At 41.0% G+C, this 16,722-nt stretch carries 12 protein-coding genes; 6 read left to right on the forward strand and 6 right to left on the reverse strand.

All coding sequences use genetic code 11. The annotated features are described in order from the left end of the window. Window positions 1-42: 42 nt before the first annotated feature. The gene (locus tag PSR9079_RS14370; protein ID WP_149982171.1) at window positions 43-2,064 is read left to right on the forward strand and encodes a methyl-accepting chemotaxis protein; all 2,022 of its coding nucleotides are present in this window, start codon (window positions 43-45) and stop codon (window positions 2,062-2,064) included. A gap of 84 nt (window positions 2,065-2,148) precedes the next feature. Here PSR9079_RS14370 and PSR9079_RS14375 read toward each other — a convergent pair whose 3' ends face one another. Then, window positions 2,149-4,782: a sensor domain-containing protein gene (locus tag PSR9079_RS14375; RefSeq protein WP_149982172.1), complete on the reverse strand. Its 2,634-nt coding sequence runs from the start codon at window positions 4,780-4,782 to the stop codon at window positions 2,149-2,151. Between the two features lie 166 nt (window positions 4,783-4,948). Here PSR9079_RS14375 and ubiD point away from each other — a divergent pair, with 166 nt between their 5' ends. From ubiD to PSR9079_RS14400, 5 genes are all read left to right on the forward strand, one after another. Continuing rightward, window positions 4,949-6,415, forward strand: coding sequence for a 4-hydroxy-3-polyprenylbenzoate decarboxylase (gene ubiD / locus PSR9079_RS14380; RefSeq protein ID WP_149982173.1), 1,467 nt, complete (start codon window positions 4,949-4,951; stop codon window positions 6,413-6,415). Window positions 6,416-6,501: 86 nt separating this feature from the next. Then, complete coding sequence (gene fre, locus PSR9079_RS14385; RefSeq protein WP_149982174.1) at window positions 6,502-7,215, forward strand: NAD(P)H-flavin reductase; 714 nt, start codon at window positions 6,502-6,504, stop codon at window positions 7,213-7,215. A gap of 102 nt (window positions 7,216-7,317) precedes the next feature. Further along, window positions 7,318-7,641: a hypothetical protein gene (locus PSR9079_RS14390; protein WP_246175571.1), complete on the forward strand. Its 324-nt coding sequence runs from the start codon at window positions 7,318-7,320 to the stop codon at window positions 7,639-7,641. Window positions 7,642-7,670: 29 nt separating this feature from the next. Next, window positions 7,671-8,384 (forward strand): helix-turn-helix transcriptional regulator, encoded by a 714-nt coding sequence (locus PSR9079_RS14395; RefSeq protein ID WP_149982175.1) that lies wholly within the window; start codon window positions 7,671-7,673, stop codon window positions 8,382-8,384. Between the two features lie 108 nt (window positions 8,385-8,492). Further along, window positions 8,493-8,906 carry a CBS domain-containing protein gene (locus PSR9079_RS14400; RefSeq protein WP_149982176.1) on the forward strand — a complete coding sequence of 138 codons (414 nt, stop codon included), beginning with the start codon at window positions 8,493-8,495 and terminating at the stop codon, window positions 8,904-8,906. Window positions 8,907-8,936: 30 nt separating this feature from the next. Here PSR9079_RS14400 and add read toward each other — a convergent pair whose 3' ends face one another. The 5 genes from add to hemC form a co-directional block, all read right to left on the reverse strand. Beyond that, window positions 8,937-9,938 carry an adenosine deaminase gene (gene add, locus PSR9079_RS14405; protein WP_149982177.1) on the reverse strand — a complete coding sequence of 334 codons (1,002 nt, stop codon included), beginning with the start codon at window positions 9,936-9,938 and terminating at the stop codon, window positions 8,937-8,939. 125 nt (window positions 9,939-10,063) lie between these two features. Then, complete coding sequence (locus PSR9079_RS14410) at window positions 10,064-12,757, reverse strand: CHASE domain-containing protein (protein ID WP_149982178.1); 2,694 nt, start codon at window positions 12,755-12,757, stop codon at window positions 10,064-10,066. A gap of 38 nt (window positions 12,758-12,795) precedes the next feature. Then, complete coding sequence (locus PSR9079_RS14415) at window positions 12,796-13,905, reverse strand: heme biosynthesis HemY N-terminal domain-containing protein (RefSeq protein WP_149982179.1); 1,110 nt, start codon at window positions 13,903-13,905, stop codon at window positions 12,796-12,798. Further along, entirely contained in the window at window positions 13,902-15,767 is a 1,866-nt protein-coding gene (locus PSR9079_RS14420; RefSeq protein ID WP_149982180.1) for a uroporphyrinogen-III C-methyltransferase, read from the reverse strand. Before PSR9079_RS14420 ends, PSR9079_RS14415 begins: the two co-directional genes overlap by 4 nt. Then, complete coding sequence (gene hemC / locus PSR9079_RS14425) at window positions 15,768-16,706, reverse strand: hydroxymethylbilane synthase (protein WP_149982317.1); 939 nt, start codon at window positions 16,704-16,706, stop codon at window positions 15,768-15,770. It lies immediately after the preceding gene. Between the last annotated feature and the right edge of the window lie 16 nt (window positions 16,707-16,722).

Below are 16,722 nucleotides of genomic sequence, written 5' to 3' on the forward strand. Positions count from 1 at the left end.
TACTGCTACACTCATAAATAATTAAGTATTTACGGGTTCACTATGCGCGCTATTGCTATTAAAACGAAACTAATTTTTGCCTTTGCCACAATTGGTTTTTTAATGCTCGCCAGCAGTAGTTTTTTTTACTGGTCATTAGGACAAATTAATCACGCCACTTCGGATATAGAAACTTTAGCTGTACCGGTACAACAGCAAAGTCATGCCTTGCGGTTATCGCTGTTATCAATCACCAAATTTAATGCCGTTGCATACAGCCAAACAAGTAAAGCCAGTTTGCAACAGCAGCAACAGAGAACTCATGAAGAACAAGCTTTATTTAAAACCAAGCTAGAAGAATTAAACTCTCAGCTGCACGACCAACCGCAAATGCTGCAATTACTATCGAAAATAACACAACGCTATCAGCAATTTAGTACCACTAGTGCAACAATGTTTAACACCAAACAACAAGGCCTAACAGCAGCAACTCAGGTTACCTCATTAGCAAATGATTACGCTAATAATCTTGCTGACTTGAGTAGTGGCTTACTTGATTTAGAACTAATCGAAGTAACACCGGAGCAACAATCGTTATTAGCCGCTATTGTTGGTACCGCGACCCGCATTGACGACTTACTATTCACCTTAGGCAATAATGTTAAGAGCATCAACCACATTAGCTCCCTACAAACACTCACAGAGCACCAACAAGATACCGCTTTTTTATTAGACAATATCCAATCTAATTTTACATACCTACAACAGCAAGCGAGTGAGTTAAAAAATCAAACAAATTTCAGCAACCTAAAAGACCTTCTCAGCTTAATTAATCAACAGTTGGCAACACTGTACCAGCAACAAAGTACTCTTTTGACCAGTAAAGTTGCGACCGAGCAAGCCTTTGCTGTATTCCAGCAACAGTTTCAACTTACCGAGCAGCTCATTATTGAGTTAAATCATTTAGCCGATAAACGCTTTGATACCTTGCAGGCGGATGCTCAGTCGGTGATCACTACAGGTTCGCGACTCGCGATTATTATAAGTTTAGTGCTTATTTCGTTTGCAGCCTTGATCTGCTTTTTAACCACCAAAGCAATGTTAAAACCACTCAATGCTGTAAATAAAGCACTATCACGTATCGCTTCTGGGGATTTATCGAAACGTACAAAGCCCCATAATGATGATGAATTTGGTGTACTTTTAAACAATATCAATCAATTAAGCGATGATCTAAGTACATTACTAAGTGCGATAAGTGATAACGCCCACACCTTAGATCAATCAGCAATTCAAACCAGTGCACAAGGCCAACATATGACCGAAGCAGCACAGCAGCAATTAGATCGTATTGCAGAGGCCGACTCGGTGGCGCATAGCATGCATAGTAATTCCCAAGCGGTCTGTGAACGAGCTGATAACACCTCTAATGAAGTTGCTAACGCTTCGCAGTTTGCCAATGATGTAAATCAGATTGCTGATCGTAACAGCCAGCGTATTGCAGCGTTACTGACTCGGCTTGATCAAGCTGTACAAAGTACTAATGAGCTAACCCAACACACACAATTAATTGGCGCAATCGTGGATACAATTAGCAGTATTGCTGAACAAACTAATTTACTTGCGCTAAACGCTGCTATTGAAGCTGCCCGTGCAGGAGAAAATGGCCGAGGCTTTGCTGTTGTGGCAGATGAAGTTCGCTCTTTAGCTGCACGAACGCAAAACTCGACTAGCGAAATACATACAATGATCCAAACACTGCAACATCAGGCCAATACTGCTCATCATGAAATTAACGATGGGCAACAACAAGCAAAAGAATGTGTAGCAAATAGTAGTGAATTAAACCAAGCGGTGGATAAAATAAAAAGTACTTTAGTGACAATTAACCAAATGAGTATGCAAATTGCTAGTTCATCACATCACCAGCTTGATAACAGCAATGAGATAAAACAGATTATGGCGCAAGTAACGGTGCAAGCACAAACGAATGCCGAACATGCAAAGTCACTCGCCAATCAAAGTGAAGACGTTAACCAACTCGCTCACTCATTAACCAGCGCAGTAGAAAGATTTAAGTTCTAACTCTGAATATAAAACCCATCTGCAGCTATTGTGATAATGATAAATACACGCCACAGAAATAACGTTGCAGTGGCGTGTAGCAACTTATTTATTATTTTGCTCCGCGATAAACTCCCTAATGTATTTATCAAATAGTGCCGCAGGCAGTGGTTTGCTGTATAAAAAACCTTGAATATAATCACAATTTAGAGCGTTTAAAAAAGCCAGCTGTGCAAAGGTTTCAACTCCTTCGGCAACAACTTTGAGCTGTAGGTTACTAGCCATTGAAATTATTGCACTAACCATCGCACAATCTTCAAGATCATCCGGTAAGTCTTTTATAAACTCCCGATCTATTTTTAACTTACTCAGCGGAAAACGCTTTAAATAACTCAACGATGAGTAACCGGTGCCAAAGTCATCAATTGCTAAACCCACGCCGGTTGCCCGTAATGCTTGCAACTGCTGCAAAATATTTGAGCTATTATCAGCAAGTAGCGTTTCTGTAATTTCAAGGGTTAAACACTGAGCTGATAACTGCGTTTCCTGTAGAACACTTTTAACTAACGCTTCAATATCTTGGCGAATAAATTGCACGCTAGACATATTTACCGTAACAAAAAACTGATCACCGAAACAACCACACCACTTAGCAGCTTCGCGGCATGCTTCTCTGAGTACCCACTCACCAATTGGAATGATTAATCCTAACTCTTCACATACAGGAATGAATTGTGCCGGCGACACATCGCCAAGCTCCGCACTATGCCATCGCAATAATGCTTCACAGCCGACCGTTTTTTTATCGTGGCTAATAATTGGCTGAAAATAAACGGTAAACTCGTTATTACTAAGCGCTTTATGAAGAGCATTTTCGAGCCTACTGCGAGCAGTCGCTTGTTCATGCAAGCCACTGGTAAAGAACTCAAAGCAGTTTCGCCCTTGCGCTTTAGCTTTGTACATAGCGCTATCAGCATTACGTAGTAATATTTTTCGATCGCTGCCATCGTCGGGGAAAATAGTGATCCCCATACTGCCGGATACAAATACATCTTGCTCACCAATTTTAAATGAAGAACTAAGCGCCAGCAGAGCTTTTGTAGCTAGTCGCTCAATATCTGCTAACTTATTGATCCCTGGCAGTAATAGCGCAAACTCATCGCCACCTAAACGGGCAACTACGTCAGAGCTGCGCATACATGCTTTAAGCCTTTTGGCAGCCTCAAGTAATAGTAAATCACCACTATTATGCCCTAAGGTATCGTTAACGCTTTTAAACCGATCTAAATCAATAAAACAAATTGCCAAACGCTTATTATCAGCTGTCGCACGGATCATTTCTTGATCTAGCTTGCTATTATAATGATAGCGATTTGCCAAACCCGTTAAGGTATCAAAATTAGTTTGTAGCCACATTTCCTGTTCATTTTCTTTGCGTAAAGAAATGTCGTTAAATAAGGCAACATAAACTTCAATGTCTTTTTCCTCGTCAAATACTACCGAAATATTGACCCAGCTCGGGTAAATACTACCATCTTTGCGGCGGTTCCATATTTCACCTTCCCAGTGCCCAGCCTCATTTAAACGTCGATATAACACTTTAAAAAACGATGGTTTATGATGGCCCGAATTTAATATTGCAGGTGATTTACCAAGCACATCTTGTTCTTGATAACCGGTGATCTGTGTGAAGGCTTTATTTACAGCTTGAATTTCATTATCACGATTAGAAACTAAAATACCTTCATTAGTTGTTGAAAATACCGTGCTCGCGAGTCGTTGTTGTTGAAGTGCTTTTAATTTTAAAGTGATATCACGAATTAAATGTATTTCACCAATTTTGCTATTTTTTTCGTCGATAACTGCGGTTACTCGTGCCTCTCCCCAAAATACCTCTTTAGCTCCGTGAAATTGACACTCACTATCAACCCCAACTACTCCTTTCGAACACTCAGTAAATGAGTAAATATTTTTATCTTCCAGTGGCTCGCCTGCCGTCAACTTTTGCACAGCCGCAGTATTAGCTGTAATGACCCTATGTTCGACATCCGTGTAAACGAGCAGATCATCAATACTATTGAAAATCGCTTTTAGCGTCGCACTGTCTTTTTGCGCCGATTTTTTAGCTCGGCGTAATCGCAAAGCTAACATGGTTAAAGTCGCTAACAGTATTAGTAGTACAGAAATAGATATTAGCGCTAACAGCAATTGATCGGTGCGTTTTTGTTCTATTTCATTAGTTTGAATGGCAACCAATTGTTCAAGATTTTCTTGATAATGCCAAAGCGCTTTTTCAAGGTTACGTTGAGATGAAATATCATGTATGACAGAAAATAAAAAATCTTTATTTTCAATTGTAAATGGGGCTGAATAAACGCTAACGGTACGTGTTTCACCGCTCGCTAATCGGTGTTTGAAAACAAAATAGTTTTGCCCTTTACTCAGAGCAGCTTGGCGTTCCTGTGCAACTTGTTGCTCAGTAAATATATTAATTTGCTGGATACGCATTGTTTGCAATTGCGCAATACTGTAACCATAAAATGCTGCCGCTGCTTTATTAGCAAATTTAATTTCACCCGTTTGCGGTTCTACCACTAACATCACGGCACTGTGCTCATTAAAAAGCGGCACATTGAGCGCGGAATTTAATGATTGCTTAGCACTTACTTGATCTACAAAGGTAATTACACAGCAAAGAAGAACAGCCTTGATAAATGTTTTTACGATAAGCCCACCCATTAATCAAAAACTCATTTCAAACATTTGTCCTAAACTATAGCTTACTCACCTTATAATGTAACAAAAATGATCGCTTAAATGCGCTCTAAAAACACCTCATTAATTCGCTTAACGTCTTTATTTAAGTATAATGCCAACAGTCTTTTAAGCTTTAAAGCGGCCCACAATGAAATACAAAGATCTACGTGATTTTATCGATTTATTAGAAAAAAAAGGTGAACTGAAGCGTATTCACCAAGAAATTGATCCTTATCTTGAAATGACCGAAATTGCCGACCGCACACTACGTGCTAAGGGACCCGCTTTATTGTTTGAAAACCCTAAAGGTTATGATATCCCCGTACTAGCTAACTTATTTGGTACACCAGAGCGTGTTGCCATGGGAATGGGTAAAGAACACGTTAGCGAACTACGGGAAGTCGGTAAGTTGCTGGCATTTTTAAAAGAGCCAGAGCCACCAAAAGGCATTAGAGAAGCATTTAGCCAAATTCCAGTGTTTAAGCAAGTATTAAATATGCCTGCCAAAGAAGTTAAAAAAGCGCCTTGTCAGCAAATTATTCTAGAAGGCGATGATGTTGATTTAACTAAGCTGCCAATTCAACACTGCTGGCCTGGTGATGTGGCTCCATTAATCACTTGGGGTTTAACCGTCACCAAAGGACCTTTCAAAAAACGCCAAAACTTAGGTATTTACCGCCAACAATTACTCGGTAAAAATAAAATCATTATGCGCTGGTTATCACACCGTGGCGGTGCTCTCGATTTTCAAGAATGGTGTAAAGAAAACCCAGGCCAACCTTATCCGGTATCGGTAGCATTGGGTGCTGATCCTGCGACAATCCTAGGTGCCGTCACGCCAGTGCCAGATACCTTGAGTGAATACGCCTTTGCCGGCTTGCTACGTGGTAGCAAAACAGAAGTAGTTAAGTCGATCTCCAATGATTTACAAGTTCCTGCCAGTGCTGAAATAGTTCTTGAAGGCTATATAATGCCGGGCGAAATGGCACCTGAAGGCCCTTATGGCGATCACACGGGTTATTACAATGAGGTTGATAACTTCCCTGTTATGACCGTGACCCACATGACACATCGTAAAGATCCTATTTATCACAGCACTTTTACTGGTCGTCCACCAGATGAGCCGGCAATTTTAGGAGTCGCACTCAATGAAGTCTTCGTACCTATTTTACAAAAGCAATTTCCTGAGATAGTCGATTTTTATCTACCGCCAGAAGGCTGTTCATATCGTATGGCGATAGTGACAATGAAAAAACAATATCCAGGTCATGCCAAGCGCGTGATGATGGGGGTATGGTCGTTCTTGCGTCAGTTTATGTACACAAAGTTTGTCATTGTCTGTGATGATGACGTTAACGCACGTGATTGGAATGACGTGATCTGGGCGATTACTACACGTATGGATCCCGCCCGCGACACGACTCTAATTGAAAACACTCCGATTGATTATTTAGACTTTGCATCACCGGTTTCAGGTCTTGGTTCAAAAATGGGTATGGATGCCACTAATAAATGGCCCGGCGAAACCACTCGTGAGTGGGGCGAACCCATTGTGATGGATCAAGCGACTAAAGATCGCGTCGATGAAATCTGGCAAAGCTTAGATATTCTTTAACAGCTCTTTTAGAGGCTATAAACTCACTATGCGGATATGTTATTATTGTTCAAATAAAGTGCGTATCCGCTAATTTAAGGTAAAACATGCAAACATTACACGCTGAAGTTGTCGCTATCAGCCCACTCACTGAATTTGTTCACAAAGTAATTTTAAAACCTGTTGAAAGCGTCACCTTTGAAGCTGGCCAATATTTGCAAGTAGTGCTTGGCGAAAAAGACAAGCGCGCGTTTTCAATTGCCAGCCGCCCTTCACAGTCTGATGAGCTAGAACTCCATATTGGCGCATCTGCAGTTGATTCATATGCAATGCAAACTTTAGAGCATCTTCGCCAAGCCCATGCTGAGAAAACTCAGGTGTTGATTGAAGCCGGCTTAGGCATTTCACAGTTGCGTCTCCAATGCGAACGCCCAATTATTTTACTCGCTGGCGGCACTGGGTTTTCATACGCAAAATCTATGGCTGATCATTTAAGTGAAATCGGTTGTGAGCGTCCGGTATTGTTCTATTGGGGTGTGCGTGAAGAGTCAGCCTTGTATGCGCATACTGAAATGCAAACATGGGCCGATAGCCGTGAAAACTTTACCTTTATACCAGTAGTTGAAAACCCAACAGCTAGCTGGACAGGCCACACAGGCTACGTACATAAAGCGGTGATGAACGATATCGTATCGCTTGCCCCATATGATATTTACATGGCAGGGCGTTTTGACATGATAGGTATTGTCCGCGATGATTTCCTAGCACATGGTGCAATTCGCGAAAACATGTACGCCGATGCATTTGCATTTATAAAATAGTATAACCAGAGTAACCAGCTTAATTTTTATCCGTAAGCTGGTTACTGACACTCCCTGACAGCCCGCTATGATTTACTTAGCTCTTCTTAAACAAGGAGAACTATGATGACCACAAATTTAATCGAAGTTGTAAATTTCAAACTAAAGACTGATACAAATTTAGCGCAGTTCCATATCGCTAATAATGATTTTCAGCGTTATATTGATAACCAATCAGGCGTACTTTACCGCTCCCTTGCTAAACAAGCCGATACCCAGCAATATAGTAGTATCATTTATTTTGCTACGGTTGCTGATGCCCAAAAACTGCGTGATACATTTTTTGATAATGCTATTTGCCAACAGTACACTTCTCTCATTGCAAAAGAATCGATAAAGCTGGATCGTTTTGAAGTGCTTAGCCAAACAGCTTGCCAACAAAGCTAACACTGTATTTTTGAAAACAAGGATAACCAATGCACAAATCAGAGCGGCTATTTCAATTAGTAAACATACTTAAGAGTCGCCGCTTTGCGATCACTGCAAACGAACTTGCCAATAAATTACAGGTATCTCAGCGAACAATTTATCGCGATATTCAGCACTTACAGAGCTCGGGCGTGCCCGTTGAAGGTGAGGCAGGCACTGGCTATTTAATTACCGATTACGACCTACCACCGATGATGTTTACTCTTGAGGAGCTACAAGCACTGTTGCTAGGTAGTAAAATGGTCAGCGCTTGGACTGATCCACAGTTAGCGGCGAATGCCCAAGCTGCAATGACTAAAATTAATGCAGTGTTGCCTAACAGGTTAAAGCAACGCGTTGCAGAGCTGCCGTATTTAGTCTCTGCATTTCATCACGATAAAAGCCACCAAACGACCACTTTGATACTTCGTAAAGCCATCACTAATAAAACCTGCATTGAATTTCATTATCTGGATGTAAACCAACGACCAACTCAGCGTATTGTCGACCCTTTAGGACTGGTATATTGGGGAGCAAAGTGGACTCTTATCGCTTATTGTCAGTTGCGCAGTGACTACCGAGAGTTTCGCTTAGATCGTATTCAAAGCATTATTCCACTCGCCAAGGCATTTGATACTAATTCACAAAAAAGCTTAGCGCATTATATGGAGTTAGTGAAAGCCAAATACCAAACTCACTCTGATGGTCTGGCTCATAATTAAATTTAGCTGTGATTGTTGTTACCTATCAGCGCAATCAACATAAACAATTTCACAAACGGCCAATCCTTAACCATACTTTGAATAACTCATTAATTGGGAGAGACCCAAATGTTAAACACCAAAGTAAAAGATTTTATGCAGCGCAAGTTACCGCATATAACCCCTGAAACCGAGATGACCACAGCAATTGCAGAACTACAAAAATTCAAACTACTGGGAGCGCCAGTGTTTGATGATAATAAATGTTTAGTGGGCTTTATTTCTGAGCAAGAACTGCTAAAACCGTTAATGCAAAATAGTTATTTTTGTGACGGTGTGGTTAAGGTTTCACAACTGATGCAAACCGAGGTTGTAACCGTCAACGGCGACACCAACATAATGGAACTTGCAGAGCAAATGAAAACCGGTAAGCCGAAAAACTACCCTGTTGTAGAAGGCACTACGGTCATAGGCATGATAGGCCGTAGTGATATTCTTAAAGCCATGTTTGATAACTACCTAAGCTGCCAACGTGAGCATTAGGCGCATAATTTAATGGCTTGTGCATCGTAACTATCGAGCAGCGACTGCTTGCTTTAGTTGCTGTTTTTCAGCATCACTCAAGTATGCAATATCAAGTGCATTGGCTTGGGCTTTTTCCATATCAGCCTGAGTCAGTCCTGCAGCAGGTCCTGCAACCATGTATTCATGTTCAATTTCGATGCCTTCCACTGCGGGATCATCGGTATTAATACACGCTAAAATACCATGATCTAAGAAGCGCTTCAGTGGATGTACATCTAAACTCGCTACTGTGCTGGTTTGCACGTTACTAGTTAGGCACGATTCAATACCTATGCGTTTATCACGTAGGTAGTCCATTAGCTTGGCATCTTCAATAGCTTTGACACCATGGCCAATACGCTCAGCACCTAGCTCATTGATTGCTTGCCAAATACTGGCAGCTCCCAGAGCTTCACCGGCGTGAATCGTTGCGCTAAGGTAAGCATCACGTACTTGCTTAAAGTGATCGACAAATAACTCGCCCGGAAAGCCAATTTCATCACCAGCTAAGTCCACTGCAACTAAATCATTTTTAAACGCGAGTAAGGCATCTAACTCTTGCTGGCAAACTCTAGTACCATAAGTACGTGATAATATACCAATCAGGTTAGCTTTAACCGTGCTACTTTGAGTCGCACTTTTAATACCATCAACTACAGCTTCAACAACACCTTGTGGATGTAAGCCTTGGCTTTGTGCCATGTAGTAAGGGCTAAAACGCAGCTCTACATAATCAAGACCTTGTGCTTGCGCATCTTCAATATTTTCGATGGCAATACGCCGACACGCATCGTAATCACCCAATACCGTGACGCCCCAGTCAAGCTTTTGTAAAAAAGCCATTAAGTTAGGCTCAGGATCGATAACTTGCACATGCGGTATTAAGTCTGCAACATTATCAGCAGGCAGCTTAATATTGAACTGACGACCTAAATCAAGAATAGTTTGCGCGCGGACATTACCATCTAAATGGCGATGGATATCTAGCAAAGGGAGTTTTTTATTGATCATAATTAGCACTCAGTTCAGTTAATTTGCGCGGATCATACGCACTTAAATCGGTAATTCAAGTTTAGATGATTTTGTTTGTATTATTGAGGTCATTTGTCAGCCCCGCTCGATAAAAGTACTAAAAATTAATCACTACTCTTTTGTAGATAATGCCATATGGTTTTAAATAGCTTTTCGGCATCGATTGGTTTTGTTAAATAGCCATTCATACCAGCTGCGAGAGCTTTTTTAACATCATCATCATGAGCATTTGCTGACAGAGCAATAATAGGAAGCTGATGTATAAATAGCTCATCACGAATCACTTTAGTGGCTTGCAAACCATCCATATTAGGCATTTGAATATCCATAAGCACTAAATCATAACGGGTTTCAGAGACCTTCTCAATGGCTTCAAAACCGTCACTGGCAACATCAGCAATACACCCTTTGGTTTTTAATATAGCGGTAGCAACATGTTGGTTTAGCGGATTATCTTCCACCAATAGGATCTTAAATTCAGCAAGCGATAAAGTACTCGTGTCAATCTCAGCAAAGAGAGGCTCTAATTGCTCGGCTTTAGCGAGAGGCGAGATACGTGGTAAGGTAAAAGTGAAAGTTGAACCTTGTCCTTCCTCGCTTACTAAACTAATATTTCCTCCCATCAATTCAACCAATTTTTTGCAAATACTTAACCCCAAACCTGTACCGCCGAACTGTCGCGAGGTAGAGCTATCGGCTTGTGCAAACGGTTGAAAAAGTTGCTGTTGAGCTACTTGGCTAATACCAATACCAGTATCACTGACACTAAAGTAAGTGACGTCTTGCTGCTGCCATACTTTGAGTGTGATTGTGCCTGTAGCGGTAAACTTAATCGCATTATTTAATAAATTTAGCAAGACCTGCTTTAAACGTATTGGGTCGCTATCTAGCTGAAGATCCGCGTTGTTATCGAGTTCTAATATTAATTTCAGCGACTTTATATCAACGTCAAATTTCACCAAATTAACTAATTCATCAATAAGCTGATTTAACGCAATAGGCTCTTGTATTAAATCGAGTTTGCCAGCTTCCATTTTAGAGAAATCGAGTACATCATTTAATACTCGCAGCAACACACTCAGTGCACCATCAGCTTGTTCAATATAATGGCGGGCTTGTTGCCAATCTTGCTGTTGCAACGCTAAATAATGCAGACCTTTAATGCCATTGATCGGAGTACGTACTTCGTGACTCATATTCGCTAAAAACTGGCTTTTGATTTGACTTGCTTCATCTGCTTTTTGTTTTTCTTGACGCAACACTCGTGTTTGTTGAGCAACTTGCTCGCGCACCTGAATATTGGTGCCGGTCACTGAGATTAAAAAAGTGATCAGTAACCAAACAAATAACATCCCTAATATTTGTGCAAACCAATACATTATCCATGACGTTTGTGTTGTTGGTTCAAATAGCTGAACTTGCCAAATTCGCTGCCCGATAACTAACTGGTATTCACTCAGCAGTTCACTATCGGTGCGAGATGCGCGGTAGATTAGTTGTCGCTGCTGCGCATCAGTCACATCGTAGAAGTGCATACTTATTTGACTACGATGATTAACCTGCAAAGTATCAGCCAAGCGCGCTAAGTTAATAACGCCAACCACAAAGCCCCTAAAATCACCTTGCATATCTAAGTCACCAAAAACCGGAAAGAAAAACAACACCCCAGTATCATCATTGTTACTTTGTACAAGCTTCATCGGCTCGCTGATAATCAACTCATTTAATGCTTTTGACATCATCATCACATTACGGATTTGCGCATTTGAGGCTAAATCAAAACCTAATACCTCTTCATTACCCAGCATCGGATGTACATACTGTACAGGGTAATAACTGTCCCGTTTAGTCACACTCTGCCACTGTTGCTGGGGTGATTGCTCTTTTATATAAAACTCATTAAAGCCTTCTAGACGAATTTGTTGTTGGTATTGAGCAACCGTTGATAACGGTACATTTGGCACCCATTCTAGGGCAAGTACTTCATTGCTGTAATTAAGTTGAGTTGTAGTAAAACGCTTAAATTCAGCGTAACTAACTTCATCACTACTGGCAAAAAAAGTAGAAAGCAGAGCTAAATGCGCCGATACCTCATCTAATTTATGATTTATTTCCAACCGAACTTCAGCTACTTTTGCTTCTTGCTTTTGAATATCTTTGTCTTTTTTCACACTTGCTGCAGCATAAAAGCTAACACTTATAACAATATAAATTAGGGTTGCAGGTAAAATTACTTGTAAGCGATGACGCATCTGCTCGTAATTAAAAGCCGCCAATATTAACGGTGTAAAAATTAACACCCCAATACTGTCGCCAATCCACCACGCCACAAAGTTATCAAAAGCGGTATGTACCGGTATTATATTATTGGACACCAATAAGCTAGTGCCTATCGCTGCAGCAATCACACAGCAAGCAGGCCCTGCAATGATCAAGCTTTGTACACTGTGTTTTAAAGAGGATAAATCTAGCGGAGCTTTAATTATTTTAACGATGCAATAGCAGCCTACCCAGGCCTGCAAAACGGCTGCAAAAGAGACAGCTAAAGCTTGTAAGAAAACCTGCCAATGCAGAATATCAGCAACACGATCGAGATGAATCATATTGGTGAGTAAAGCACCGAGCAAAACCCCAACTAAAGCGCGTCGCCCGCACAATAAAAACCCAGCAAGGGCAATGCCTGATGGTGGCCACGAAGCCACTGCATAACCATCAATAGCGAGTAGCGAATTACTGAAAAACCCAGTAATAAAATAAGCAAAGGTTAAACCAAACGTCAGAGTAAATATATTTTGCAATGCTCTGGCGCTCCTATTCAGGCCTCAACTAACTGTAATTACAAATAAAGGTCGAGTGCTTTTTGTGGTTGTGCGCTTTTACTATAACTAAGCTTTGCTTGTACTAAATATTCTTTGCTGTTCTCTGTGTTTAACGCTTTATCGAACACCCGGGCAGCAAGCTCATACTCACCATGAGCATTAGCTAAGCATGCAAGTGCCAGTAACAATGCTTGATTATCCGGCTCTTTTTTTAAAGTATCTTGTAAACTCGCCTGTAACTTTAATGCGTCTCCAGGGGCGGACACTTTTAATATATGTGCAAGCTCAATATGCTGCTCTGGTTTTTTCAGCATTTTAAGTAAACTTAATTCAATCTCATTTAAACGCCCAGCTTTTGCCATCGCAGCTAAGTAACAGCTATGCGCTTTTACTTTTACATTTTTAGATAGTTGCTGATACTTATTGGTTAATTGCGATTCTGGCTGTGCCATAAAGTAAGTGGTCAATAATATCGACCATTGGCTATCTGTTAACGCTTTTTTACTTAGTAAACGCGGCATAAACTGCTCAAGCGCAGTCCATTTTTGCTGTTGCACAAGTACTTCGGCATACAATTTCAGCTCCAGCGCGGTGGCTTTTTTAGCTTCCGCTAACGCTTTTAATTCACCGGTCACAGTACTGCTATCACCACTGGCTAACCAGAGTTTAGCCGCTTTTAATTGGTTTTCTGGTGATATTTTCTCAAGTAATCCAATCGCTTTGCTTGTGTCATTATTTTGTAAAGCCGCTTTAGCTAGTAACGCATAGCGCACATCTTGCCAATTATCAGCCACGCTATTGTTTCCCAATGCCAGTTCTAGCTGCTCGCTATCACCATTAATTAAGCTCCATACACCTTGCTCAATCGCTGCTTGTTTACGCTCTTCACTGCGGGCAAAAAAACGATGGCGAGTATTGCTGTATAAAGACAAAATATAACGAATAAGCTTATAAGTTAAATACAAACCCAGCGCGATAACCAAAATGGTCGCGCAAAAAGCAACGATAGACCCTTCAATAGTAGTTTGATTAAACGAAATTAATACATAACCCACTTCACCTATTAACATAGGCGATAAAGCAAGTAATACAGCAACTGCTAAAATAACCAATATTAAGCGGATCATTTTGCCCACTCCTTGATCTGCTCAGTACTTTGCAAAGTGATAGCTGGACTAAAGTTTAACTGCTCTTTGCTCAACTCCTGCAGCGCTTTAAGCGTACTTTTAGTTAGTGCTTCATCATGTTGGAAATAATCTTTTACTAATACTTCGGCTTGACTCAGAGCAGTAAAATAAATACTGGCTTGTTTAGTCAAAAGCGCATCTTGAGCTTGCGATAAATATAAACTTAATCGCTGTTGGATCAAATTACGCTCGTACTCTGTCAATAAAGGTTCAATAGCGATATCTTCACGTTGGCGAATTTTAATAAAGTTATCTTTAAATTGCTGCCACGAATTAGCTAAATTTTGCTGCCAATCACTAACGTTTTCGCTCAATACATGTTGCTCTTTTTGATCTACTTCTTGTGGTAATGCCACAGCATTAAAAACGAGCTTATCTACTTGCCCGAGTACACCGTGCAGCTTTAAATAAATTGCTTCTATTGCAACCGGCTCAACAGTGCTAAGCGCTTGCAAATCTTGATATATTGCTTGGCGAATAGCGCCAGTTCCTGGATGCTCTGCTAATAACGTATCTAATCGAGTTAATACTGCCGCCGCTCCATTATAATCATGCTCAGCCCACAGTTTAAACTCAGCCATACGCTGCAAACTAGTCACCTCTTGTGGATTAAGACTATATGTTTGTTGCTCTGCACGCTGCAAGGCGGCTGCTAATTGTTTTGCCGTGTTATCTGCATTTTCAGCTAAGCTAGCAGCAACTTTTTGCTCACTATTAAACAGCGCTTGTTGCAAGGTTTGCTGCGCAACTTTCACTGCTTGCAGCTCTTTACCGAGTAATTGGTTGTCAGCTGATAACTGATTAACTAACAGATTTGCTTGCTGTTGTGTATGAAGTTTTTGGTAAAACTGAAAACCAACACCAGAGGCCACAATCAACGAGATAAGTAATGCTAAGCTGCCAGTTTTACTTATTTTTTGTTTGTTGTTTTGGTTCGTTTCTTGTTTCATAGCAAAGTCTTTTTTTGTTGCCGAAGCAGAGTCTGCAACCTTAGCATTCGCCTTGGTTGAACTGCTTGGCGTTGCTTTAGGGTCAGCAAGCTGTGATGTTGGCTTTGTATCTTCACTCATAATGTTACCTTCGCTAATACAAGTAAACATAGCGCTATCGCTTGCACCTGCAGCAATGTGTATATTTGCCGAGTCAATCTGTTGCGCCGCAAGGTATTCACTAATGCGAGCACTGGCAACATAAAACTGGCACTGTCTGATCCACTCTAATTGTTTTGCGCCCAGTTCACGAAAAATCGTATCAACTGCCGCATTACTTGTTATGACTATACCTTTAACATCAAGGCTTTGCCAGTGGTCTAGCCAGTCAGTTGCATTACCTTCTACAGGGCCTCGTTGATAAACCACTAAATTATTTAAAAATGCCCCACGTTGCTTTAAGTTTTTTGCAATCGTTGCTCGGCCATCCTTACCTTTGACCAACACTATATTTAGACCATCAACTTGCTGTAATGATTTTAAAGCCAATAGTCCTTCAGAATCATGCAGTTTAGGCACGGCTGCTCGTACGCCAAATGCCTGCCAAATGGCTTCTGCCGTTTGTTCACCTACGGCATAAAATTGCGCTTTAGTATTGATATCGGGTTTAAGTGCCAACAATGCTTTGACAGCATCTTGGGAGATAAAAATAATTTTATCTGCATTCAGTAAAGGGGTCAGTTGAGTATTATCTGGGGTTAAGTAATCAATTTTCAAAACCGGAAATAAAGTCGCCTGATAACCCCCTTGCGACAGTTGCTCAGCAAGGTCGGCGCCTTTTCCATGTGGGCGAGTTATCAGGATCTGTGACATTTATGCGTCTCTATATACTTCAGCTAAAATTTTATCTGCGCCTAAAGCAAGTAACTGTTCAGCCAGTTGCACACCAAGCTGTTCAGCATCAATTGCTTTACCACTGATCTCAGCGCGTAAAATTTCGCTGCCATCAATTGCGCCCACTAAACCACGTAAATGTACTTGCTCGCCATCAACTAAAGCATAAGCGCCAATTGGCACTTGGCAACCACCTTCTAAACGGCGATTCATTGCACGTTCGGCATTAACACGAATACGTGTCTCGTTATGCTCAAGTGGTGCGAGTAACGCTTGGGTAACCTCGTCATCAATACGACATTCAATACCTACAGCGCCCTGACCATTCGCTGGTAACGATTCTTCTGGTTCAATAAATGCTTTAATACGGTCATGCATCTGTAAACGAATTAAGCCAGCAGCAGCTAAAATAATCGCATCATATTGGCCATCATCAAGCTTAGCTAGGCGAGTATTGACGTTACCGCGTAAATCACGAATTTCTAAATCAGGACGCAGTTCACGAATTTGACACTGACGACGCAAACTTGATGTACCAACAATAGCACCTTGTGGTAGCTGTGCAATGTTAGCAAAGGTATTTGACACAAATGCATCGCGTGGATCTTCACGTTCACAAATTGTATGCAGTGCTAACCCTTCAGGAAAATCAACAGGTACATCTTTCATTGAATGCACAGCGATATCTGCACGGCCATCTAACATGGCCTGCTCAAGCTCTTTAACAAATAGTCCTTTGCCACCGATTTTTGCAAGTGGTGTATCAAGAATAATATCTCCTTGCGTCGACATTGGTACTAGCTCAACAGTAATGCCGGCATGGAAATGCTCTAGCTGTGCCTTTACAAATTCAGCCTGCCACAGTGCTAATGCACTTTTACGCGTAGCGATACGAATAAGTTGAGGTTTTTTTGTCACGTTTTCAGTCATAAAA

The organism is Pseudoalteromonas rhizosphaerae, from assembly GCF_902498845.1.
In the GTDB taxonomy this organism is placed as follows: domain Bacteria; phylum Pseudomonadota; class Gammaproteobacteria; order Enterobacterales; family Alteromonadaceae; genus Pseudoalteromonas; species Pseudoalteromonas rhizosphaerae.

What these genes read in the sequence shown, in the direction of transcription:
- PSR9079_RS14370 (WP_149982171.1), top strand. Translation starts at nt 43, where the DNA reads ATGCGCGCTATTGCTATTAAAACGAAACTAATTTTTGCCTTTGCCACA.
- PSR9079_RS14375 (WP_149982172.1), bottom strand. Translation starts at nt 4,782, where the DNA reads ATGGGTGGGCTTATCGTAAAAACATTTATCAAGGCTGTTCTTCTTTGC.
- ubiD (WP_149982173.1), top strand. Translation starts at nt 4,949, where the DNA reads ATGAAATACAAAGATCTACGTGATTTTATCGATTTATTAGAAAAAAAA.
- fre (WP_149982174.1), top strand. Translation starts at nt 6,502, where the DNA reads ATGCAAACATTACACGCTGAAGTTGTCGCTATCAGCCCACTCACTGAA.
- PSR9079_RS14390 (WP_246175571.1), top strand. Translation starts at nt 7,318, where the DNA reads ATGATGACCACAAATTTAATCGAAGTTGTAAATTTCAAACTAAAGACT.
- PSR9079_RS14395 (WP_149982175.1), top strand. Translation starts at nt 7,671, where the DNA reads ATGCACAAATCAGAGCGGCTATTTCAATTAGTAAACATACTTAAGAGT.
- PSR9079_RS14400 (WP_149982176.1), top strand. Translation starts at nt 8,493, where the DNA reads ATGTTAAACACCAAAGTAAAAGATTTTATGCAGCGCAAGTTACCGCAT.
- add (WP_149982177.1), bottom strand. Translation starts at nt 9,938, where the DNA reads ATGATCAATAAAAAACTCCCTTTGCTAGATATCCATCGCCATTTAGAT.
- PSR9079_RS14415 (WP_149982179.1), bottom strand. Translation starts at nt 13,905, where the DNA reads ATGATCCGCTTAATATTGGTTATTTTAGCAGTTGCTGTATTACTTGCT.
- PSR9079_RS14420 (WP_149982180.1), bottom strand. Translation starts at nt 15,767, where the DNA reads ATGTCACAGATCCTGATAACTCGCCCACATGGAAAAGGCGCCGACCTT.